We start from the raw sequence: 21,865 nt of genomic DNA on the forward strand, positions 1-21,865 counted from the left end.
ATGCCGGAATTGCCGGAAATGGAGAATTACAGAAAGCTGCTGAGCCAGCATTTAATAAATGTTCCAATTACGGGGGTAACCGTTAACAGAGAAAAAACAATCAATATGGAGACCGCGGATTTCGTGAACGGTCTGGTTGGGGCGCGTGTTGTGTTCGTAGAGCGCCGTGCCAAGCATATCCTTTTCCATCTGCATGACGGCAGAAGACTGCTGCTTCATCTGATGCTGGGCGGACTTTTGTTCTATGGGACAGAGGAAGAGCGTCCGGACCGGACTACGCAGGTTGAACTGGCTTTTGGAGAGCATATCCTTTATTTCATGGGCCTGCGCCTGGGGTATCTGCATCTCCTGTCTGTTAAGGAAAGTGAAGCGGCAATGGGTAAGCTTGGACCGGAGCTGCTGGACCGGAGGATGACGGCTGAACGCTTCGCCGGACTGCTCAAAGGACGCCGCGGTGCGCTGAAGAGTCTGCTGGTCAACCAGCATGTTATGGCTGGAATCGGCAATTGTTATGCCGACGAGATTGCCTTTGAAGCAAGACTTCTGCCGTCTACGCTCGTTCAGAATCTGTCACCGGAGGCAGTAACCCGGCTGTATGACAGTGTGCGCAAGGTATTGACGGAGGCAACCGAGATTGGCGGTTATATGGAAATGCCGTTCATGACCGGAGATACGGTTACCGGTTCTTACAACGATGCTTGTAAAGTGTATGACCGCGGCGGCGAACCCTGCCTGCGCGGCGGGGGAACGATTATCAAGACAGAGCAGTCCGGACGCAAGGTATTTTATTGCCCGGATTGTCAGCATGACGCTTAATCCCGGTATAGGGGCACATGTCAGCATACGCGGCGGATACGGGCAGGCTGCCCGGTCCGCCAGGGAGAGCGGTGCGTCATGTTTTCAATATTTTCCGAAGAATCCGCGCAGTCTGAAGCTTAAGCCGGTTGACTACCGGGATGCGCATAGCTGTGCCGGTTATTGCCGGGAACAGGGAATGGTCTCCATTGCCCATACCCCTTATCCGACCAATCTGGCCGCAGATTCCGCAGGCAGAGCCGTTATGGCTGCTTCGCTGCGCAATGATCTGGAGATCGCCGAGGCTTGCGGATCCCTGGGCATTGTGGTGCATTTTGGCCATTTTGCCGGAATGGAGCCATTACAAGGCTATCAAAATATTATACAATGTATAAATGACACCCTGTCAGGATGGGAAGGCCAGACAAAGCTGCTGATCGAGAACATGGCAGGCAATCACGGCCATGAAGGCATGACGTTGGAAGAGCTGGTCAAAGTCCGTGAACTGAGCCGCTATCCGGAGAAAATCGGCTTCTGCTTCGATACCTGTCATGCCTTTGCATCAGGGATTTGGAATCCGCAGCATACGGATGAGCTGCTGCAGAGGGGAGAAGCACTCGGCTACTGGCCGCATCTTGCTGCCGTACATCTGAACGACTCCCTGTTCCCCTGCGGCTCCCGGCGGGACAGACATGCTCAGATCGGCCAAGGCCATATTGGCTTGAAGGCGCTGCGGGAGCTGCTGACCTCTGTTCCCCTGCGCAAGGTGGCAGCGATTGCGATGGAAACGGAAAAAGGGCCTGACGGCACTCACAGGGCGGAAATTGCTCTAGTCAGGCCTTGGTTTGAAGCGGAGGATGAATCGTGATGAATATATATATGGACGATATGAGAAGACGGCCTTCCGGTTTTGCACTGGCCAGAACCACCGGAGAGTGTATGCTGATGCTGCGCAGCGGCCCGGTTGATATTTTGTCGCTTGATTATGATATGGGCCCGGAGGATTTCTGCGGCGGTGAAGTGGCCAAAAGGATGGTGCTCGAAGGATTATTCCCGCGGGAAATCTATCTGCACACCTCCAGCCTTGAGGGGCGCAAGGAAATGTACGAAATCTTGTATCCGGCCGTGCCTGCCGGCACACAGCTGCACAATGGCCCGCTTGGGCTGGAGAGGCTGCAGGAAATTGCTGCAGGAGCGGCGGCAGGATGAAGGATATGAATCAGGAAGAACTGATGGAGCTGCTCGGAAGGCCGGGAGAACCTCTTGTAGTGTTCTTGTATACCCCGCTGTGCGGGACCTGCAAGGCCGCACGTCGTATGCTGGAGGTTGCGCAGCATCTGCTGCCGCCCGGACTTCTGATTGCTGAGGGCAACGTAAATATGCTGCCCGGACTTGTAAACACGTACCGTATATCCAGTGTGCCTGCACTGATGGTAGTGCCGGCGGACCGCCGCGCTGAACCGGAAATCTTTTATTCAATGGGCTCGGTAGAACGGGTACTGGATTACATAAGGAGAGTGACCTCATAATGATATCTTTACAACATCTTTCCCTGCGCAGGGAACAAAGCCTGATTCTTGATGATGTATCTCTGGAAATGAAGCAAGGCGAGAACTGGGTAATTCTTGGGCGTAACGGCTCCGGTAAAACCACCTTGCTGGAAATGATGACTGGTTACCTTTTTCCAAGCAAGGGTTCCGTTGAAGTGCTGGGCTACAAATTCGGCCAGTGTGATGTACGCGAGGTGCGCAAGGAAATCGGCTATATTGGTCCGTCCCTGATGGAAAAGCTCTCGCTCAGCGATCCCGTATGGGAAGTCGTCGCAACTGGCGCTTATGCCTATTTGCGCTTTTATCAGGCAATCCCGCAAAGTGTGCAGGATCAGGCGCTGAAGCTGCTGGACGATATGAATCTCAGCGAACTGGCGTACCATCCGTTTGGTACCCTGTCCCAGGGGGAACGCAAGAAAGCGATGCTGGCGCGCTGCCTGATAGCCGAGCCCAAGCTGCTGATCATGGACGAGCCTTGCGCCGGCCTTGATCTCTACGAGCGTGAGAAGATGCTGGCCGAGATCGACAAATTGAAGCAGCGCAATGTGGCTGTAGTGTACGTAACGCATCATGTAGAGGAGATTGTACCGCTCTTCACCCATGTAGCGCTTATCCGTGACGGGAAGCTGGCGGGAGCCGGTCCCAAGGAAGAAGTGCTGACTAGGGAAATGCTGATGGACACTTTCGATATACCTGTTGATGTTGAATGGGATAGCGGCCGTCCCTGGATAAAAATAAGACCTGGAGGCACATCGATTTGAATGATTTTACGCAAGAACCCCTCGAGCCAAACCTGGCTCCTGATGAGAAAATAATTTCAAGATACATCTGCACCGCGAATCACGGCTTTGCTCCCTATGCACAAGAGGAGCTGCGCCGCTTGTTCGGAGCGGTGAAAAGTACATTGCTGCTGCCGGGTGAAGTGTTCCTGGCAACGCTGGAGGCAGAGCCTGAAGAGGTATCGCGGATGCTGGCACATAACCTGCCGATCTTCCTGCGGCATATCCAGCCGGTGCAGTTCCAGGACACAGGCGATATGTCTGCTATGGACAGGCTGGCCGCATACTTAAGCCGGCGGACAGAGCTCGAGGGCGAGAAGGTCTCGCTGCATGTGCGCAAGGGAAGCACGTCCTTCTGGGAGGACAGCCCGGGAGAGCTGCGGGAGTGGCTGCAGGGAAGGCTTGACAGTCTGGGTGCAGAATTCACCGTGCAGGATCCGGCATGGGTGGTGTCCGTATATGCAGATGGAGAAGCCCTGTATGCCGGTGTATCCCGGCCGGAAGAGAATCTCTCCAGCTGGAACGGCGGGATGATCCGCTTCCGCAAGGAGGACGGGCAGATCTCACGGGCTAAGTTCAAGCTGATGGAGGCGGAGAAGGAATTCGCCATTCCGTTCTACAGCTTCAAGAATGCGGTGGATATCGGCGCTTCCCCGGGCGGCTGGACCTCGTTCCTGCTGGAACGCGGCCTTAAGGTAACCGCTGTGGATCCGGCCCTGATGCATGAATCGCTGCGTAATTATCCCGGACTCAAGATTCTGCGTAAAAATGCCGGGGAGGTCAAATTCCGCGAGAATGAATTTGATCTGCTGGTCTGCGATATGAGCTGGAGTCCCAAGCTGATGGCGAAGCTGGTTACCGGACTGCTCCATAGTCTGACCCCGGGCGGTACAGCCATTGTCACGGTGAAGCTGATGCATAAGAAGCCGCTGGCGATGATCAAAGAAATTATTGCCATGTTCGAAGGTGAACGGATGCAGATTCAGCGTGCGAAGCAGCTGTTCCACAACCGCGATGAAATTACACTTTATATGATTAAATATTAATTAGGTTCATGGATAAAGGGAAAGCATCCCGCTATTTGCACCGCCGGCTTCATGCCGGTACCAGGTGCTGACGGCGGATGCTTTCCCTTTTTTGTGTGACAATAAGGAGGAAAAAAGATGAATGTAACGGGCAAGCTGACAACCGGACAAATCCTTGGAGGACGTTACTCTATTACCGGACTTATCGGTGCAGGAGGAATGAGCCGTGTATATCTGGCAGAAGATTTGCGGCTGCCGGGAAAGGTATGGGCGGTTAAGGAAAGTGTGATACGGGAAGGGGGCGGGCATCGAATTGGAGCTATCCAGGCAGAAGCAGAGCTGCTGATCTCACTGAATCATCCTAAGCTGCCCAGGGTTGGCGATTTCTTCCCGCCGGACCGTGACGGCTATAGTTATCTGGTGATGGATTACATTGAAGGGGTAACCCTTCATCAATCCATGATTGAGCATCCGGCAGCCCTTACGGGAGGGCGGATTATCAGCTATGCCAGGCAGCTGCTGGAGGTCCTGCAATACCTGCACAGTCATCATCCGCCGATCGTCTACCGTGACCTGAAGCCCTCCAATATTATGCTGACCGGGCCTCATGAGCTGCGGCTGATTGATTTCGGTATTGCTCGTAAGCTGAGAACCGGATCTGATGAAGATACGGAGAAGCTGGGAACCGCCGGCTTCGCTGCCCCGGAGCAATATGGCAGTGCACAGAGCAGTCCGCTGTCTGACCTGTACGGGCTGGGTGCGCTGCTGCTGTACATGGCTTCCGGCGGACAATTCAGCAGCTGGCAGCCGGGAATGGAACGGAGGCTGCACGGCAGCATTCCGGACCGGTTAATTCCGGTAATCCGGCGCCTACTGCGTCATCATCCGGAGGAGCGGTACGGCAGTGCCCAGGAGGTGCTGTCAGCGCTTGAACCGCTTGAAGCCGAATCCGCAGAGCTGACGGCGCCGGAGCTTAAGCCGGATTTGCAGGCTGCTTCTGTTAGGCTGCCGTCCCGGCAGACTATAGTAGTGGCTGTGCTTGGCGTAGCTCCGGGACTGGGGACAACGCATACTTCACTGGCTGTGAGCCATTATTTGTCGCGGACTGGCCACACCGCCTGGGTGGAATGCGCTCCTGATGCGCAAGTATTTAATCGTATTAAAGGAATGGCAGAAGTGGCTGAAAGAAGTGCCATCCATGGTGGAGTGCTGCCGGAGCATCCCTTTACCTGGAACAACGTAGATTTCTGGAAGCTTGCGCCTGCTGACGGACTACCTCAGCGGACGGGGGAGTCGTATTCCTTCGTGGTTCTGGATCTGGGGACAGGCGGTTACGAAGGGGCCCTGGCAGCCTTCACGGCCAGCGGCAGGCCGGTGCTGGTGGCCTCCGGTGCGGACTGGCGGCTGGAGGATACGCTGCACTGGCTGCGCCGCAGCGGGCTCACCCCTCAGCCGGACTGGCGGATCTGTCTGCCGCTGGCCGGCAGTTCAGCGGCAGCCCTTCTGGCTTCTGCTTTGGGACAGGCCAATGTGTGCAGCCTGCCGCTTCAGCAGGACCCTTTTCAGCCCAAAGGGAAGCTGGGTCAAGCGGTTGGAGAGATGCTTGGACTGGGAACGGACAAACGGTTTTCTGCAAAAAACAGTGGAATATTTCAGAAAAAACGTTGAAATCACTACTTTTTCTGCGTGTTTTGCAGGAATTAGGCTTATTTTCTATTTCGGCGCAGGACATAGGTGTGCTAGAATGGAGTGATGTATGTGCTTAACCCGTTTCGTAATATTTATAATATAGACAGGAGCTTGCGGAGAATTTATGAGTTTACTTACTGTAGAAGACGTTTCCCACAACTTTGGGGACCGGGTATTGTTCAAGGATGTATCTTTCCGCCTGCTGGATGGAGAGCATGTAGGAATTGTTGGAGCTAACGGCGTGGGCAAGTCGACGCTGATGAATATTTTGACCGGTAAATTGTTGAAGGACAGCGGCAAATTAGAGTGGACTCCGCGTGTCCGTTACGGCTATCTTGATCAGCACACCCAGCTTACGGCGGGCAAAACGGTACGCGATGTGCTTAAAGATGCCTTCCTGCCGCTGCTGGAGCTGGAGGCTGAAATGCTGGCCATCACTGATAAAATGGGCGACGCCACTCCCGAAGAGCTGGAATTGCTGCTGGATCAGATGGGCACGATTCAGGAACAGCTGGACATCGGCGATTTTTATATGATTGATGTGAAGGTGGAGGATATGGCGGGCGGCCTCGGCCTGTCGGCAATCGGTCTGGACCGGGACGTAACCAGCCTGAGCGGGGGGCAGCGGACCAAGGTTCTGCTGGCGAAGCTGCTGCTGGAGAAACCGAATGTGCTGCTGCTCGATGAGCCTACCAACTATCTCGATGTGGAGCATATTGACTGGCTGACCAATTATCTGAAAAATTATCCGTATGCCTTCATGCTGATCTCCCATGATACGGAATTTATGAATAAAATCGTGGATGTGATCTATCATCTGGAGTTCTCGAAGCTGACCCGCTATACGGCCAACTACGAGAAGTTCCTGGAAATGGCGGGTATGAACAAGGCCCAGCACATTGATGCCTATGAGAAGCAGCAGGATTTCATCAAAAAGCAGGAAGACTTCATCCAGCGCAATAAAGCGCGGGCTTCCACATCGGGCCGGGCCAAGAGCCGTGAGAAGCAGCTTGGGCGTCTGGAACGGATTGACCGTCCGGAAGAGGCGATGAAGCCGACCTTCCAGTTCAAAGAGAGCCGGGCCAGCGGGAAGACCGTGTTCGAAGGCGTTGACTTCGAGATTGGTTATGATCGTCCGCTGCTGCCAAGCAAGCTGAATATGATGATTGAACGCGGAGAGAAGATTGCTATTGTCGGGTACAATGGTGTCGGCAAATCCACGCTGCTCAAAACGATTCTAGGCGTAATCCCGACCTACAGCGGCAAAACCTATCTGGGGGATTACCTGAGTTCAGCGTATTTCCAGCAGGAAATGAAGGCGGAGAATATTACCCCGATTGAAGATGTATGGAATGAATTCTCAAGTCTCACCCAGAATGAAGTACGTGGCCATCTGGCACGCTGCGGGCTGAAGAATGAACATATTACCCGTCCGCTTAGCATGCTGAGTGGTGGCGAGCAGGCCAAAGTACGTCTGTGTAAGCTGCTGATGCGTGAGAGCAACTGGATTCTGTTCGATGAGCCTACGAATCACCTTGATATTGTTGCCAAGGCAGAGCTCAAACGGGCGCTGCAGGAATACAAAGGGACGATTCTGCTTGTCTCCCATGAACCGGAATTCTACGAGGACTGGGTAACGAAGGTATGGAATGTGGAGCAGTGGTCTGCTCAGACTGTATAGATGAATTACAACGTCCGGGGAGGAGCGCTGCAAGGCGCTGTTTCCCGGATTTTCATAATATAGAGTGATAAATGGAATAAACATTTTCTATTGGATAAAGGGGGCTGTTCAGGAATGGGTCCTAATGACAATGACAAACTGGCTCCGGCATCAGCGGCGGGACGGGACGGAAGGTATTCAAGACAGGTCCGCTTTACTCCGTTCGGGGCTGCGGGTCAGCAGGGACTGGCGCGTTCAAGTGTGCTGATAGTAGGAATGGGCGCACTGGGTACAGGGATTGCCGAGACTTTGGCGCGCTGCGGGGTAGGCCGGCTCATCCTTGTGGACCGTGATTATGTAGAGTGGAGCAATCTGCAGCGTCAGCAGCTGTATACGGAAGAGGATGCCCGTCTGCGGATGCCCAAAGCGGCTGCGGCCAAATCCAGACTCATGGAGATTAACTCGGAAATCGTGCTTGAAGCCCATGTGCTGGATGTGCGTGCAGAGGAGATGGAGAGCCTGGTTCCGGGGGTGGATCTGATTATGGACGGGACGGATAACTTCGACACCCGGCTGATCATGAATGACCTGGCGCAAAAACACGGCATTCCCTGGATCTATGGCGCCTGTGTCGGAAGCTACGGAATTACATACACCATCCTGCCGGGTGAAACGCCCTGTCTGAATTGTCTGCTGGGTACTATCCCGCTGGGCGGGGATACCTGTGATACGGCCGGCATTCTGCCGCAAGCTGTGCAGATGGTTACGGCGAATGGAACGGCTGAGGCGCTGAAGCTGCTCGGCGGTTACAAAGAGAAGCTGCGCGGCAAGCTGCTGACATTCGATATCTGGCAGAGCGAGCAGCAGGAGATTGGCGTCAAGGCGGCGAAAAAGGTAGACTGTCCATCCTGCGGTGAACATCCGGTCTATCCGTATCTGTCGGCAGCTAACACAGAACGCAGTGATGTGCTCTGCGGCCGGGATACGGTGCAGATCCGCCCGGCGCAGCGCCGGAGCCTCAATCTGCAGGAGACTGCCGCCCGCCTCTCCAGGCTGAATAGCGGCAAGGTAGAGAGCAATCCGTATCTGGTCTCCTTTACAGAGGAGCCTTACCGTATGGTTGTGTTTGCCGACGGGAGGGCATTGATTCATGGAACCAGTGATATTGCTGCGGCACGCAGCTTCTATCACCGGTATTTCGGATAACGAAGGAGGGATAGGATGAAGAACGGAACAATCAGGCATATGGCTATTTTTACATTGAAGCATGCCCCGGACTCTGCGGAGACTGCTGCCTTCCTGCGGGACGGAGCGGAGATCCTCAGCGCCATTCCGGTAGTGAAGAATTTCGAGGTGCTGCGCCAGGTCAGTGTGAAATGTGACTTCAAGTATGGCTTCTCGATGGAGTTCGAAGACCAGGCGGCTTATGATGCCTATAATAGCCATCCCGAGCATCAGGCATTTGTTGCCAAACGCTGGGAGGTAGAGGTAGCCGATTTCCAGGAGATTGACTTCGTGAATTAATCGTCCGTAGCCTAAGCAAAGTAAAGCAAAGAGACCATTCCAGGGAATGGTCTCTTTGCTTTACGGGAACTCTAAGCTTCATCTGCGCCGGTACAGCCGGTGCAAAGGTGGAAGGTGGGGGACTTCATTGTGAATGAAATCATTGCCTGGTATGCGCCCGGTCCGGCGCCGGAGGTGCGGGAATCTGAGGCGGAACGCAAGAAACGGGAAGAGGGTCGTGCGGAGCTTGATGCCGCAATCCGTGAGCTGGGTATGAAGACAGCAACAAGCGGAGATGTAGAGAATCTTCGCTTGCTGCTGTCTGGTCAAGAACCAGTGCTGCTGCTCGCAGAGCTGGGTGAACCCGCAGGCTGGTCAGGCTGGAGGGTAGTGTCAGAAATGCGGGAAGGGGGGATGGTTCTGCCGGTAATGGTGATATCCGGAGGGGATGAAAAGGCGCGTGGTCCGGCAGCTGTATCAGCTTTTGATGCAGGGGGCAATGAATATATGGCGGGGCCTGTACATACCGGTGAGTTCAAATGCAGGGTGCTCAATCTATTGAAGCTTACCGGACGCCGCAGAGGAGCGGCTTCGCTGCTTAAGGTGGATGGCTTATTGCTCGATCCCAGCCGCCGGCAGGTCAGCCGGGACGGAATAGAGCTGAAGATGACCCCCAAGGAATTCGACCTGCTGTACTATCTTGCCGTTAATTTGGGTGAAATTTGTCCAAGAGACGAGATTTTACAGCAGGTATGGGGGTATCATTTTCACGCTGACACTAATGTGGTGGATGTCTACATCCGGCATATCCGTATGAAGATAGACAAGGGCCACCGGAATAAACTGATACATACGGTACGCGGAACCGGATATGTACTGCGGGCGCCGGAGAGCGGTGTCACAGGTTAGGGAATACTTAACTGACTCTCCGGCTTTTTTGAGAACCGTGCTATGGACTTGCAACAAATCGTGAATGAAGCACGTTTAATATTTAATAAGAGAGAGCTGATCAGATGCGTCTACAGTACGCGGCGTGCTTTCAGGTAGGTTTTTTTCCAGTTGCCCGAATTCAGATCTGAAATCGTTACTCCAGGTGAACCGTAGGTGTGGAGAATCTTGCCGTTGCCTGCATAGACTGCTACATGCGTTACATTCTTGCCTGTTGCCCGGCTTCCGCTGGAGAAGAACACCAAATCGCCGACACGCAGATTGGCCTTGCTCACGGATGATCCGACTTTGGATTGGGCTACGGAAGTACGCGGCAGGTTAACGCCATATTTCTTGAAAATATATTGAGTAAATGAAGAGCAGTCAAAGTATCTTGTAGTAGAAGTGGATGCACCGAACTGGTAGCGCGTACCCAGATATTTTTTGCCGAAGCTGACAATACTTGAGCCGGTTGAAGATGCGGATACGGATTCTGCTGTGACAGCGGAAGAGGATACGGATGCGGCAGCAGCAGGGGCTGTGCCTGCTCCGGTAGCCATTAGGGTGCCGAGCCCGATTGTTGTGCACATTCCAATAGCAATTGCTTGCTTAAACCATTGTTGCTTATTCATGTAGTAATACCTCCCAGGTTTGTGTTTATCTTTCTAGTTTCTTTCTCTGATTCGTAGTATAGCAGGTTATCTATTTCCTAAATTATGGAGCAGAGGCTTCAAATGCAGGCTGGGTCTACGTTGTAAGCGTTTTATTAAAATCTCATTAAAAGTTACAAAATATTAATATTTAGCCTACGCAGTTGTATAAAAAAGCCGGGAAACCCTTACTGTGTAAGGAGATTCCCGGCTTTACATTTTTGAAACAAAGGTTACAGTGATGTCTCTAAAAACCTATGTAATTAGTCCTTACTCTGGATAATTAGCAGGAGTCCGCTCTCAATGGCAACCGTTCCGCTAGCGGCTGTTAGCACATTACTTACGGCCAGAGACTGGCCTAGCTTAAGGGTGGCATTCTCCAGCGGATATTGAAAACCCTGCAGCGTGATTCCCGTAACCTCCGGTGTCAAAGGCAGTAGAGAGACATAGGTATACCCGCGTTCCTCGACTACAGCATGCGAGCCGGTCAGCGTAATATAGTTATTCGCATCCATGATAGAACAGGCGACCTGACGCTGCAGTGCCCGGGTCATCATCTGGATACTGGCCAGTGTATGGTCCATACGGGTTCCGGTTACACCCATAAGGAGAATGGACTCAGGCTGTGTATTCAGGGCAAGATCCAGCGCCATTTCACTGTCCGTCAGGTCCTTGTTGACCGGATCGCAGCTAATGGTTTCCTTGCTTCCCGCCTGGATCAGCAGCAGCGCTTCGGGGGAAACGGAATCGAAATCTCCGACGGCAATATCAGGTGTGTATCCGTGATCAATCAGGAAAAGAGCCCCCCGGTCCGCTCCGATAATAAAATCTTCTTCATCTAATAGGTGCAAACCATCCGGTGATAGCTCACCGCCTGCATATATGACAACACGCCCAGATGGCAATATGATCCCCTCCTTGTTGTGGCTATTAAGTTAGTCACCCTGAACAGTATAATGCAGTTTGAAAAGTTGTACAATTGCTGCCATAACGCTAAAATGAAGACAGATGCATTTCGCTGCAGGAATTATCTGCGGATTGGAAGGCATAAATGGTCACGGGAGGTGAGAGAGATCGTAAACGTGTTATTCGTATGTCTGGGCAATATTTGCCGTTCTCCGATGGCTGAAGCAGTTCTGCGCCACAAAATAGAGCAGCGGCATTTGTCCAGTCAAATCACTGTAGATTCAGCCGGAACCGGAGACTGGCATATCGGCAAGATGCCGCATGAGGGAACAAGAGGGATTCTGGATCTGCATGGAATCAGCTATGAGCACATGACAGCCCGGCTGGTGAGCGGCGAAGATTTTGAGAAATTTCAATATATAATCTGCATGGACAAGTCCAATGGGGACAATGTTCGCAAAATTCCCGGAGGCGAGAAGTCGGAGCTGTTGTTCTTCATGGATCTGCTGCCGAACGAGGAGCTTCGTGAAGTGCCGGACCCGTATTTTACCGGAAATTTCGAACAGGTATATGATCTGGTGAATGCCGGCTGTGAAGTGCTGCTGGAACGTATTATTACCGAGAAGCTGGAGCAGGCATAGATCCGCAGCTAGGCCGGTTGCCGTCCTTACATTTAAGGACGGGCACCGTATGCCCGCCCTGTACTGAAAGCGCACTCACCTGCACAACATACATAAGTTCGGAAGATGTTCACTTTTTAGGCCTTAAAAGCTGTTTCAGCGGTTGAAGAAATAGAGTAATGATTCCGGTAGCTCTTTTTGCCAGAATCCCCAGAGATGGCGGCCGTCTTTCTCACGGTAGGATACGGTGGCTCCCCTTGACTCCAGCATCGCTTTGGTTTCCCTGTTCATTTCTACGAAATCGTAGATTCCGGTATCAGTCTTGTAGTCTCGCTCCTGCAGACCGACGACCATATTGATCTGAAGCCACGAGAGATCATCTTCCTGTTCCAGCTGCTGCCGGGTTTCGGGGTAATAGGCGCCGGAGAGGCTGAGCACACGGTTGAATAAGGCCGGATAAGCCAGGGCAAGATGCAGGGAGACACTGCCGCCCAGGGAATCGCCGGCGATGATTCGTTCTTCCGGCGTACGCCGTACAGGATAATTATGTTCAATGAAGGGAATAATCTCTTCGGCGAAGCATGCAAGGTACTGCTTGAAGCGGCTGCCAAATGGAGCGTACTCTTCGGTGCGGACAGCTACGTTCACTTCAACACCCACTATAATGAAGGGATCCACATCCTGCTCCAGAATCAGCTGCCCGGCAAGCGTGGCGATCCGGCCGAAGTTGAAGAATTCTTCCCCGTCCTGGCAGTAGACCACCGGATAACTGAGGACTTCGTTATAACCGGGAGGAAGATAAATGCGCAGCTTGCGTTCCTCCTGCAGGTGCTCGCTCCACAGTGTTTGTTTCACTATTGTACGTTTCAGAAAAACAGGTTCGCTCATTGTCCAATCGTCACCTTTCGTGTCGGATTTTGCATTAGACTAAGTGTTACGTTAAAATTACCCAAGCGGCAAATGTGGGATATATCATTTACTTGAATAATATCCTTCTATCTGTTATAGGATATTCCAAAGCCTGTTATACATACAAAATTTATGGAAACATAAATTTTATGCGTATTTCTTTGACGAAACAGCTACAACAGGTGTATAATAATTCTATAACAGAGACCACTGATATTCAAATTTTTTTATTGAGGTGAAGATAATGACTAGAGTTCCTTATGAAGTGTATACAGAGGACGTTGAAGCCCTTTCGGTACTTTCCCCGGATGGAGAAGTTATCAACAAGGAAATGATGCCTGATCTTACGGATGACCAACTGAAAGAAATTATGTACCGTATGGTATTTACCCGTACTTGGGATGACCGTGCCGTCAACCTGGGCCGTCAAGGCCGTCTCGGCTTCTATGCACCGGTATCCGGTCAGGAAGCTACGATGATCGGCAGCGAGTTCGCTTTGCAGAAGGAAGATTTCGTCTGCCCGGGCTACCGCGATATTCCACAGCTGGTATGGCATGGACTTCCATTATATCAGGCTTTCCTGTATTCCCGCGGACATCAACACGGCGGACAGATTCCTGAAGGCGTAAATGTACTTATGCCGCAGATCATTATCGGGGCACAGATCCTGCATGCTACCGGTATTGCAATGGGCTTCAAATTGAAGAAACAAGCTAATGTAGCTATTACTTATACAGGTGACGGCGGTTCATCCGAAGGTGACTTCTATGAAGGCCTCAACTATGCAGGTGTCTTCAAACTTCCTGTCATCTTCTTTGTTCAGAACAACGGCTATGCGATTACAACTCCGTTCGCGAAGCAGACGGCAGCTAAATCGATCGCCCACAAAGCGGTTGCAGCAGGTATTCCGGGAATCAAGATCGATGGTATGGACGTGTTCGCGGTAATCTCCGCTGTTCAGCAGGCTGCTGAACGTGCCCGTAAAGGCGAAGGCGCGACATTGATTGAAGCCGTAACTTACCGTTTCCGTCCACATTCCCTGTCCGATGACGCCAGTAAATACCGCTCCAAGGAAGAAGAAGGACAATGGAATGAGAAAGATCCGATTGCCCGTCTTGCCAAGTACCTGGAGAAAAAAGGCCTTTGGACCGAAGAAGACACTCTGCGCGTAAGAGAAGAAGCGAAAGCAACTGTGAACGAGCAGATTAAAAAAGCAGAACAGACCGAAAAAATGACCATTCCCGGCTTGATCGACAGCATGTTCGAGGTAACTCCGAAACATCTTGAAGAACAAAAAGCCGATTTTGAATAAGGGGGATATCAGGCAATGGCACAGATGAATATGAAAGAAGCAATTCGTGACGCAATGCGCGTTGAACTGACTCGTGACCCCAATGTTCTTATCTTCGGAGAGGATGTTGGTAATGTAGGCGGCGTGTTCCGTGTAACGGAAGGGCTGCAAAAGGAATTTGGCGAGGAGCGTGTCTTCGATACTCCGCTGGCTGAATCCGCAATCGGAGGTTTGGCTTTCGGTCTCGGCGTACAGGGTTTCCGCCCGATTGCCGAAATCCAGTTCGTAGGCTTCATCTTCGAAGCACTTGATCAAATCGTCATTCAGGCTGCCCGCCTGCGCTGGCGTTCCGGGGGCAGATATAATGCTCCTGTAGTCTTCCGCACTCCATTCGGCGGCGGCGTAAAAGCAGCCGAACTTCATACCGATTCCCTGGAAGGCCTGATTGCCCAGAGCCCGGGTATCAAGGTTGTTATTCCTTCCAATCCATACGATGCCAAGGGACTGCTGATCGCTTCGATCCGCGACAATGACCCTGTATTCTTCATGGAGCACTTGAACCTGTACCATGCTTTCCGTGCAGAAGTGCCTGAAGGTGAATACACCGTTGAATTGGGTAAAGCTAATGTAGTACGCGAAGGAACTGATGTCTCAATCATCACTTACGGCCTGATGGTACATACTGCTACCAAAGCGGCCGATCAGCTCGAAAAAGACGGCATCAAAGCCGAAATTATCGACTTGCGTACGGTTAGCCCGATTGATATCGATACGATTGTTGCTTCTATTAAGAAGACCAACCGTGCCATTGTAGTCCAAGAAGCACAAAAGAGCTCCGGCGTAGCTGCAGAAGTGATTGCTCAAATTAATGAAAAAGCTCTGCTGCATCTTGAAGCTCCTGTGCTTCGTGTAGCTGGCCCTGATACAATCTTCCCGTTCGCACAAATCGAGGATTCCTGGATTCCTACACCGGCGCGTGTCATTGCGGCAGTCAAGAAAGTAATGGAATTCTAAGAGAAATGACCTTGCCGTCCTTGCAAAAGGGCGGCACCCGTTTCTGCAATACATTGTACTGCTTACAAACTAAGCGTATGCAAACATAACTTTTAGGAGGTTATCAAGGTGGCAAAATTTGAGTACCGGTTCCCTGAGCTGGGCGAAGGTCTGCATGAAGGCGAAATTATCAAAATGCATATCAAAGCCGGCGACAAAGTAACCGATGACGATATCGTAATGGAAGTTCAGAATGACAAGGCAGTAGTAGAGGTTCCTTGTCCGGTTAACGGCACAGTGCTTGAAGTCTTTACCAAAGACGGCCAGGTATGCCGTGTAGGTGAAGTTGTGGCAATTATTGATGCAGAAGGCGAAGTTCCTGAACAGGAAGGCGGCCATCCTGCAGAACAGGCTTCCCAGGAAGCAGATGCAGCTAAGGGCGGAGCAGATACAACATCATCTCCGGCAGCCAGCAGCCCTGCAACAGGCGGAACCAGCAACTTTGAATATAAGTTCCCTGAACTCGGCGAAGGCCTGCATGAAGGGGAAATCATCAAGATGCATATCAAGGTCGGCGACAAAATCACCGATGATGATATCATTATGGAAGTTCAGAATGATAAGGCTGTAGTTGAAGTTCCTTCTCCTGTCAACGGTACAGTGGTAGAAGTGTTCACCAAAGACGGTCAAGTATGCCGTGTAGGCGAAGTAGTGGCCATCATTGCTGCAGAAGGTGATGTTCCTCAGCAGGAAGGCGGCCATGCAGAAGCGTCTGGTGCGCAGGCAGCAGCTCCTTCCCAGGCTCCGGCAGCAGCGGCAGCAGCTCCGGCTCCTAACCGTGAAGTGCTGGCAACCCCAAGCGTACGCAAATTTGCCCGTGACAAGAGTGTTGACATCTCTCAGGTAAATGGCTCCGGCAAGAACGGCAAGATCACACTTGAAGATGTGGAATCCTTCCTGAAGGGCGGATCAGCAGCACCTGCGGCATCGGCTCCGGCGGCGGCATCTGCACCTGCAGCAGCAACAGAAGCTCCAAAAGCTAAGGCAGCAGCTGCACCGGCAGCTTCCGGCAATGCAAACCTTGAAGAAGAACGCGTACCATTCAAGGGTATCCGTAAAGCCATTGCCAATGCTATGGTTAAATCGGCATACACAGCTCCGCATGTTACCATTATGGACGAAGTGGATGTTACTGAGCTTGTAGCCTTCCGCGCCCGCATGAAGCCTGTAGCGGAGAAGAAAGGCGTGAAGGTAACTTACCTTCCGTTCATCGTGAAGGCACTCGTTGCAGCTTCCCGTCAATTCCCTGCGCTTAACGCTATGATTGATGAAGCAACGAACGAAATTGTCTACAAGAAATACTACAACATCGGTATCGCTACAGATACAGACAACGGTCTGATCGTTCCTGTAATCAAAGACGCTGACCGCAAGAGCATCTGGATGATCGCAAGCGCGATTACAGATCTGGCAGTCCGCGGACGCGACGGCAAACTGGCTCCGAATGAAATGAAAGGCAGCACCATCTCGATCAGCAACATCGGTTCCGCAGGCGGTATGTTCTTCACCCCAATTATCAACTTCCCTGAAGTTGCGATTCTGGGTACAGGACGCATCACTGAGAAGCCGGTTGTTAAGAATGGCGAAATCGTCGCTGCTCCGGTTATGGCCCTGTCCCTGAGCTTTGACCACCGTATTATCGATGGTGCAACCGCTCAGAACTTCATGAATTACATTAAGACCCTGCTTGCAAATCCTGATATGTTAGTTATGGAGGTGTAATAAATGGTAGTCGGAGACGCTTCAATCGAAATCGACACATTGGTAATTGGTGCAGGTCCCGGCGGGTATGTGGCGGCAATCCGTGCCGCCCAGCTCGGCCAAAAGGTAATCATTGTAGATAAATCGGAACTCGGCGGCGTGTGCTTGAACCGCGGCTGTATTCCTTCCAAGGCGCTGATCTCGGCAGCTCATCAATTCGAGGCTGCTCAGCACGGCGAAGTATTCGGTGTTACTGCCGAGAACGTCAAAGTGGACTGGGCCAAAACCCAGGAGTTCAAAAACGGCGTTGTCAAAAGAATGACTTCAGGGGTAACCAGCCTGATGAAAGGCAACAAAATTGAAGTATTCAGCGGTGAAGCTATGTTCATCAGCACAAACGAAGCCCGTTTGTTCAATGATCATGAATCCCCGCGCTACAAATTCAATAACTGCATCATCGCAACGGGCTCCCGTCCGATTGAACTGAAGCCTTTCCCGTTCGGCGGACGTATTCTGTCCTCGACTGAAGCGCTTGATCTGCCGGAAATTCCGAAGAGCATGATTGTTATCGGCGGCGGCTATATCGGAGCAGAGCTTGGCCAGATGTATTCCAAATTCGGCACCAAAGTAACAATCATTGAAGGTCTGGACACTGTTCTGCCTGGCTTTGACAAAGACATGACCCGTCTGGTTGCCAAGAACATGGCGAAGACCGGTATTGAAATTGTGACTAACGCCAAAGCTGAAAGTGCTGTTCAGAACGACAAGGAAGTAACCGTGAAGTACTCCGTGGGCGGCGAGTCCAAAGAAGTGACTGCCGATTACCTGCTGGTAACTGTAGGACGTCGTCCTAACACTGACGGTGAACTGGGTCTGGATCTGATCGGTGTTGAGCTGGACGAACGCGGTCTGGTCAAAGTCGACCACCAGGGACGCACTAATATTCCTAACATCTTTGCCATCGGCGACATCGTTCCCGGTCTTGCTCTGGCACATAAGGCTTCTTACGAAGGTAAAATTGCTGCTGAAGCCATCTCCGGTCACAAATCGGTTGTTGACTACAAAGTTATGCCTGCAGTAGTGTTCACAGATCCTGAATGCTCCAGCGTAGGTCTGACTGAGAAAGAAGCGAAGGACAAGGGCTATGCTGTGAAGAGCGGCAAATTCCCGTTCGCAGGCAACGGCCGTGCCGTTTCCCTGAATGCTCCGGAAGGCTTCATCAAGATTGTGGCTAAGAGCGACAATAATCAGGTGCTCGGCGCGCAAATCGTCGGTATCGAAGCTTCCAACCTGATCGCTGAGCTGGGTCTGGCCATTGAAATGGGCGCTACGCTCGAAGATATCGCCCTGACGATCCACGCGCATCCAACCCTAGGCGAAATCGTCATGGAAGCGGCTGAGCTGGTAGAAGGACACCCGATTCACGTGATTAAATAATACCCTTACGCCTGCACGGGTAAGATCATAAGAGGATGTTTCCAAAGCCATGTTGAATGGTTAGGGAACATCCTTTTTTTGGATAGGGCAGATCTTGTGTGAACGGAGTCGGATTTTGCGTTTTTTCTACAGTTTAGTAAGTTACAAGGACGGTCAGCTCATGGTAAACTGGTATAAGAAAAAAAGAGAGTGGGGTGCGATACTGCTTGCGTAATTACTTGGATTTATTGCAGGATATACTGGACAACGGTACAGCCAAAGGCGACCGGACCGGCACAGGCACTTTGTCTGTATTCGGGCGTCAGCTCCGCTTCGATCTGTCGAAGGGATTTCCGCTGATGACCACCAAACGCATCCATCTGAAATCGGTGGTGCATGAGCTGCTCTGGTTCCTCAAAGGGGATACCAATACTTCTTATCTGAAGGAGAATGGAGTCTCCATCTGGGATGAATGGGCGGATGAGAACGGTGAGTTGGGACCGGTATACGGTTCGCAGTGGCGGGCCTGGGAGAGCAAGGACGGACGTCATATCGATCAGATTGCGAATGTTATTGAGTCGATTAAGCATAATCCGGATTCGCGCCGTCATATCGTCAGTGCCTGGAATGTAGGCGAGATTGAGCAGATGAAGCTACCGCCATGCCATTTTGTGTTTCAGTTCTATGTAGCGGGCGGGAAGCTCTCCTGTATGCTTACCATGCGTTCTGTGGACACGTTCCTGGGGCTTCCTTTTAACATTGCCAGCTACGCGCTGCTCACCCATATGGTGGCCCAGCAGACGGGGCTTGAGGTCGGCGAATTTATCTGGTCAGGCGGCGATGTGCACATATATACAAATCATATGGAGCAAGTGGCCACACAGCTCGCGCGGGAGCCTTACGCATTGCCGAAGCTGAATATCCGCCGGGTGCCTGACAGTATTTTTGATTATACGTTTGAGGATTTCGAGTTTACCGACTATGTCCATCATCCGGGGATCAAAGCGCCGGTTGCTATATAACCCTGTCCGGAAACCTAATCTATGATTTCATGGAAAAGAGGGCATGAATATGAGTATCACCATGATTTGGGCGATGGCTTCGAATGGTGTGATTGGTAAGAATAACGATATGCCCTGGCATTTGCCGCTGGATTTCGCTTATTTCAAAGCAGAGACTCTCGGAAAAAGAATGCTGATGGGCCGTAAAACATGGGACTCTCTCGGCGGGAAGCCGCTTAAAGGCCGCACCAGCCTTATTCTGACCCGGGACCACAGCTTTGCGCCGGAAGGTGCGGAGGTTATACACTCTTTGGAAGAAGCCCTGGCAGAAGGCCGTAAAGAGGATGAGCTGATGGTGATCGGCGGAACTGAGATCTACAGCCTGATGCTGCCTCATGCAGATAAGCTGCTGGTCACGCGGATTTACGCGGATATTGCGGGCGATACGAAGTTTCCGGACGTCAACTGGAGCCACTGGAACGAAATCTCAAGTACACAGGGGATTCGCAATGAACAGAATCCTTATGATTACCGTTTTTTTGTATATGAACACAGGGAGTAACGAAAAAGCGTTTTCTCTGACACAAGATGTGAAATAGTACAAATAATCAGCAGATTAGTCCATTACAGTGTGAAAGTATTGAATGCTACTATAATTAAAATTAGAAATGATATTTCACTAGGTAGTATAAAATATGCAGGTTCATCACCTACGCTGCATTAGATATATTTCTGCCGCAGGTATGTTATAGTGTACTATACATCAACACGAAGAGAACGGATGGGGGAAACGTAAATATGTCTACACCTACTGGATTTATGGAGTATAAGCGCCAGCTCCCAGGGGACCGGGATCCCGAGCAGCGCATCAAGGATTGGGAAGAGTTCCATGAGCATCTGACCGAGGACGAGCTTCGGACCCAGGGTGCCCGCTGTATGGATTGTGGAACACCTTATTGCCATACCGGCATAGATATGAGCGGCGGTACCTCGGGCTGTCCGGTGCATAATCTTATTCCGGAATGGAATAATCTTGTCTACCGGGGATTGTGGAAGGAAGCGCTGGAACGTCTGCATAAGACGAATAATTTCCCGGAATTTACGGGCAGCATCTGTCCTGCACCCTGTGAGGGTTCATGTACCGTCGGCCTGATTGGCCAGCCTGTCACCATTAAGACCATTGAGCTGGCAATTGTAGACAAAGGCTTTGAAGAGGGTTGGGTGGTACCGAACCCTCCGGAGAAACGCACAGGCAAACGGGTTGCCATTGTCGGCTCCGGACCGGCAGGTCTGGCGGCAGCAGCTCAGCTGAACAAAGCTGGCCATACTGTGACGGTCTTTGAACGCAGCGACCGCATCGGCGGCCTCCTGATGTATGGCATCCCTACCATGAAGCTGGACAAACGTGTCGTGCAGCGCCGTGTGGATCTGCTGGCAGCGGAAGGTATCCAGTTCGTAGTGAATACAGAAATCGGCAAGGATATTCCTGCACAGCAGCTGGTGGATGAATATGATGCCGTTGTACTCTGCGGCGGAGCGACCAAAGCCAGACGCTTCAATGTAGAAGGCAATGAGCTGAATGGCGTAATGTACGCTATGGATTACCTTAACGGTACGATTAAGAGCTATCTGAATTCCAATCTGGAGGATGGTAACTATGTATCGGCTGCCGGCAAGGATGTTATCGTACTTGGCGGCGGGGACACGGGTTCCGACTGCGTGGCTACCTCATTGCGTCACGGTTGTAGCAGCATTACACAGTTCGGTACGCATGACAAGGCGCCGCTGGAGCGCGATCCGATCGCTAACCCATGGCCGCAATTCCCTAATGTCTATACGCTGGATTATGCCCAGCAGGAAGCCAAGGCGGTCTTCGGTGAAGATCCGCGTGAATTCTCCATCATGACTACGAAGTTTGTAGGCGATGAAGAAGGCAACCTCAAGGAGCTGCACACCGTGCAAATCCGCCGTATGGTGGATGAGACCGGACGGAAGATTTACCAGCCGGTTCCGGGAACTGAGGCTGTCTATCCCGCTCAGCTTGCGCTGATCGCGATCGGCTTCGACGGACCGGAGCAGGATATTATTGAAGAGCTCAAGCTGGATACGGACCGCCGCAGTAATGTAAAGGCCCGTTACGGTAAGTTCAACACCAATGTGGATAAAGTATTCGCAGCCGGAGATATGCGCCGTGGTCAGAGTCTGGTGGTCTGGGCGATCAACGAAGGCCGTGAAGCGGCACGTGAAGTTGATAGATATCTGATGGGTTCTACCGTACTCGTCTAGATAATAAGACGCCTTAATAATATAATAAAATGCACAAAAAAGCCGTCATCCCAGCATTTGCTGAGTGACGGTTTTTTGTGTGCTGCTATAAGACTGTAATCCAC

General features: G+C 51.7%; 22 protein-coding genes. 19 read left to right on the plus strand and 3 right to left on the minus strand.

What is annotated here, in order from left to right:
- From MHI42_RS00120 to MHI42_RS00170, 11 genes are all read left to right on the plus strand, one after another.
- On the plus strand, positions 1 to 816 hold the full coding sequence (locus MHI42_RS00120; protein WP_039299180.1) for a DNA-formamidopyrimidine glycosylase family protein: 816 nt from the start codon (positions 1 to 3) through the stop codon (positions 814 to 816).
- Complete coding sequence (locus MHI42_RS00125; protein WP_342422295.1) at positions 806 to 1,663, plus strand: deoxyribonuclease IV; 858 nt, start codon at positions 806 to 808, stop codon at positions 1,661 to 1,663. Before MHI42_RS00120 ends, MHI42_RS00125 begins: the two co-directional genes overlap by 11 nt.
- Positions 1,663 to 2,004, plus strand: a complete 342-nt coding sequence (locus tag MHI42_RS00130; RefSeq protein WP_342424869.1) for a cyclic-phosphate processing receiver domain-containing protein — start codon at positions 1,663 to 1,665, stop codon at positions 2,002 to 2,004. The genes MHI42_RS00125 and MHI42_RS00130 overlap by 1 nt, the downstream gene beginning before the upstream one ends.
- Positions 2,001 to 2,324, plus strand: coding sequence for a thioredoxin family protein (locus MHI42_RS00135; RefSeq protein WP_171715950.1), 324 nt, complete (start codon positions 2,001 to 2,003; stop codon positions 2,322 to 2,324). The genes MHI42_RS00130 and MHI42_RS00135 overlap by 4 nt, the downstream gene beginning before the upstream one ends.
- Positions 2,324 to 3,106, plus strand: coding sequence for an ATP-binding cassette domain-containing protein (locus MHI42_RS00140; RefSeq protein ID WP_171715949.1), 783 nt, complete (start codon positions 2,324 to 2,326; stop codon positions 3,104 to 3,106). Before MHI42_RS00135 ends, MHI42_RS00140 begins: the two co-directional genes overlap by 1 nt.
- Positions 3,103 to 4,170: an SAM-dependent methyltransferase gene (locus tag MHI42_RS00145; RefSeq protein WP_342422296.1), complete on the plus strand. Its 1,068-nt coding sequence runs from the start codon at positions 3,103 to 3,105 to the stop codon at positions 4,168 to 4,170. The genes MHI42_RS00140 and MHI42_RS00145 overlap by 4 nt, the downstream gene beginning before the upstream one ends.
- A gap of 117 nt (positions 4,171 to 4,287) precedes the next feature.
- Entirely contained in the window at positions 4,288 to 5,817 is a 1,530-nt protein-coding gene (locus MHI42_RS00150; RefSeq protein ID WP_342422297.1) for a serine/threonine-protein kinase, read from the plus strand.
- 145 nt (positions 5,818 to 5,962) lie between these two features.
- Positions 5,963 to 7,519: an ABC-F family ATP-binding cassette domain-containing protein gene (locus tag MHI42_RS00155; RefSeq protein WP_039299166.1), complete on the plus strand. Its 1,557-nt coding sequence runs from the start codon at positions 5,963 to 5,965 to the stop codon at positions 7,517 to 7,519.
- A gap of 114 nt (positions 7,520 to 7,633) precedes the next feature.
- Entirely contained in the window at positions 7,634 to 8,704 is a 1,071-nt protein-coding gene (locus MHI42_RS00160) for a ThiF family adenylyltransferase (protein ID WP_342422298.1), read from the plus strand.
- Between the two features lie 15 nt (positions 8,705 to 8,719).
- Positions 8,720 to 9,022 carry a Dabb family protein gene (locus tag MHI42_RS00165; protein ID WP_342422299.1) on the plus strand — a complete coding sequence of 101 codons (303 nt, stop codon included), beginning with the start codon at positions 8,720 to 8,722 and terminating at the stop codon, positions 9,020 to 9,022.
- A gap of 129 nt (positions 9,023 to 9,151) precedes the next feature.
- Positions 9,152 to 9,910 carry a response regulator transcription factor gene (locus MHI42_RS00170; RefSeq protein WP_342422300.1) on the plus strand — a complete coding sequence of 253 codons (759 nt, stop codon included), beginning with the start codon at positions 9,152 to 9,154 and terminating at the stop codon, positions 9,908 to 9,910.
- Between the two features lie 110 nt (positions 9,911 to 10,020).
- Here MHI42_RS00170 and MHI42_RS00175 read toward each other — a convergent pair whose 3' ends face one another.
- Positions 10,021 to 10,560 (minus strand): C40 family peptidase, encoded by a 540-nt coding sequence (locus MHI42_RS00175; protein WP_171715943.1) that lies wholly within the window; start codon positions 10,558 to 10,560, stop codon positions 10,021 to 10,023.
- A 281-nt stretch (positions 10,561 to 10,841) separates the two neighbouring features.
- Positions 10,842 to 11,483, minus strand: coding sequence for a thiamine diphosphokinase (locus tag MHI42_RS00180; protein WP_342422301.1), 642 nt, complete (start codon positions 11,481 to 11,483; stop codon positions 10,842 to 10,844).
- 168 nt (positions 11,484 to 11,651) lie between these two features.
- Between MHI42_RS00180 and MHI42_RS00185 the strand changes: the two genes are divergently transcribed.
- Complete coding sequence (locus tag MHI42_RS00185) at positions 11,652 to 12,125, plus strand: low molecular weight protein-tyrosine-phosphatase (RefSeq protein ID WP_342424870.1); 474 nt, start codon at positions 11,652 to 11,654, stop codon at positions 12,123 to 12,125.
- A gap of 135 nt (positions 12,126 to 12,260) precedes the next feature.
- Here the strand turns inward: MHI42_RS00185 and MHI42_RS00190 are convergent, their stop codons facing one another.
- Positions 12,261 to 12,992, minus strand: coding sequence for an alpha/beta hydrolase-fold protein (locus tag MHI42_RS00190; RefSeq protein ID WP_042137844.1), 732 nt, complete (start codon positions 12,990 to 12,992; stop codon positions 12,261 to 12,263).
- Between the two features lie 265 nt (positions 12,993 to 13,257).
- Between MHI42_RS00190 and pdhA the strand changes: the two genes are divergently transcribed.
- The 7 genes from pdhA to MHI42_RS00225 all read left to right on the plus strand — a co-directional run bounded on the left by pdhA (position 13,258) and on the right by MHI42_RS00225 (position 21,761).
- On the plus strand, positions 13,258 to 14,325 hold the full coding sequence (gene pdhA / locus MHI42_RS00195) for a pyruvate dehydrogenase (acetyl-transferring) E1 component subunit alpha (RefSeq protein ID WP_039299153.1): 1,068 nt from the start codon (positions 13,258 to 13,260) through the stop codon (positions 14,323 to 14,325).
- Between the two features lie 15 nt (positions 14,326 to 14,340).
- The gene (locus tag MHI42_RS00200) at positions 14,341 to 15,318 is read left to right on the plus strand and encodes an alpha-ketoacid dehydrogenase subunit beta (RefSeq protein WP_042137842.1); all 978 of its coding nucleotides are present in this window, start codon (positions 14,341 to 14,343) and stop codon (positions 15,316 to 15,318) included.
- Between the two features lie 108 nt (positions 15,319 to 15,426).
- Complete coding sequence (locus tag MHI42_RS00205) at positions 15,427 to 17,079, plus strand: 2-oxo acid dehydrogenase subunit E2 (protein ID WP_342422302.1); 1,653 nt, start codon at positions 15,427 to 15,429, stop codon at positions 17,077 to 17,079.
- 3 nt (positions 17,080 to 17,082) lie between these two features.
- Positions 17,083 to 18,495, plus strand: coding sequence for a dihydrolipoyl dehydrogenase (gene lpdA / locus MHI42_RS00210; RefSeq protein WP_039299144.1), 1,413 nt, complete (start codon positions 17,083 to 17,085; stop codon positions 18,493 to 18,495).
- 206 nt (positions 18,496 to 18,701) lie between these two features.
- Complete coding sequence (gene thyA / locus MHI42_RS00215; protein ID WP_039299138.1) at positions 18,702 to 19,496, plus strand: thymidylate synthase; 795 nt, start codon at positions 18,702 to 18,704, stop codon at positions 19,494 to 19,496.
- 49 nt (positions 19,497 to 19,545) lie between these two features.
- Positions 19,546 to 20,037 carry a dihydrofolate reductase gene (locus MHI42_RS00220; protein WP_342422303.1) on the plus strand — a complete coding sequence of 164 codons (492 nt, stop codon included), beginning with the start codon at positions 19,546 to 19,548 and terminating at the stop codon, positions 20,035 to 20,037.
- A gap of 236 nt (positions 20,038 to 20,273) precedes the next feature.
- Positions 20,274 to 21,761, plus strand: coding sequence for a glutamate synthase subunit beta (locus tag MHI42_RS00225; protein ID WP_042137832.1), 1,488 nt, complete (start codon positions 20,274 to 20,276; stop codon positions 21,759 to 21,761).
- Positions 21,762 to 21,865 lie beyond the last annotated feature (104 nt).

It is taken from the genome of Paenibacillus sp. FSL E2-0178, from assembly GCF_038593005.1.
Lineage (GTDB): Bacteria > Bacillota > Bacilli > Paenibacillales > Paenibacillaceae > Paenibacillus_AQ > Paenibacillus_AQ phytohabitans.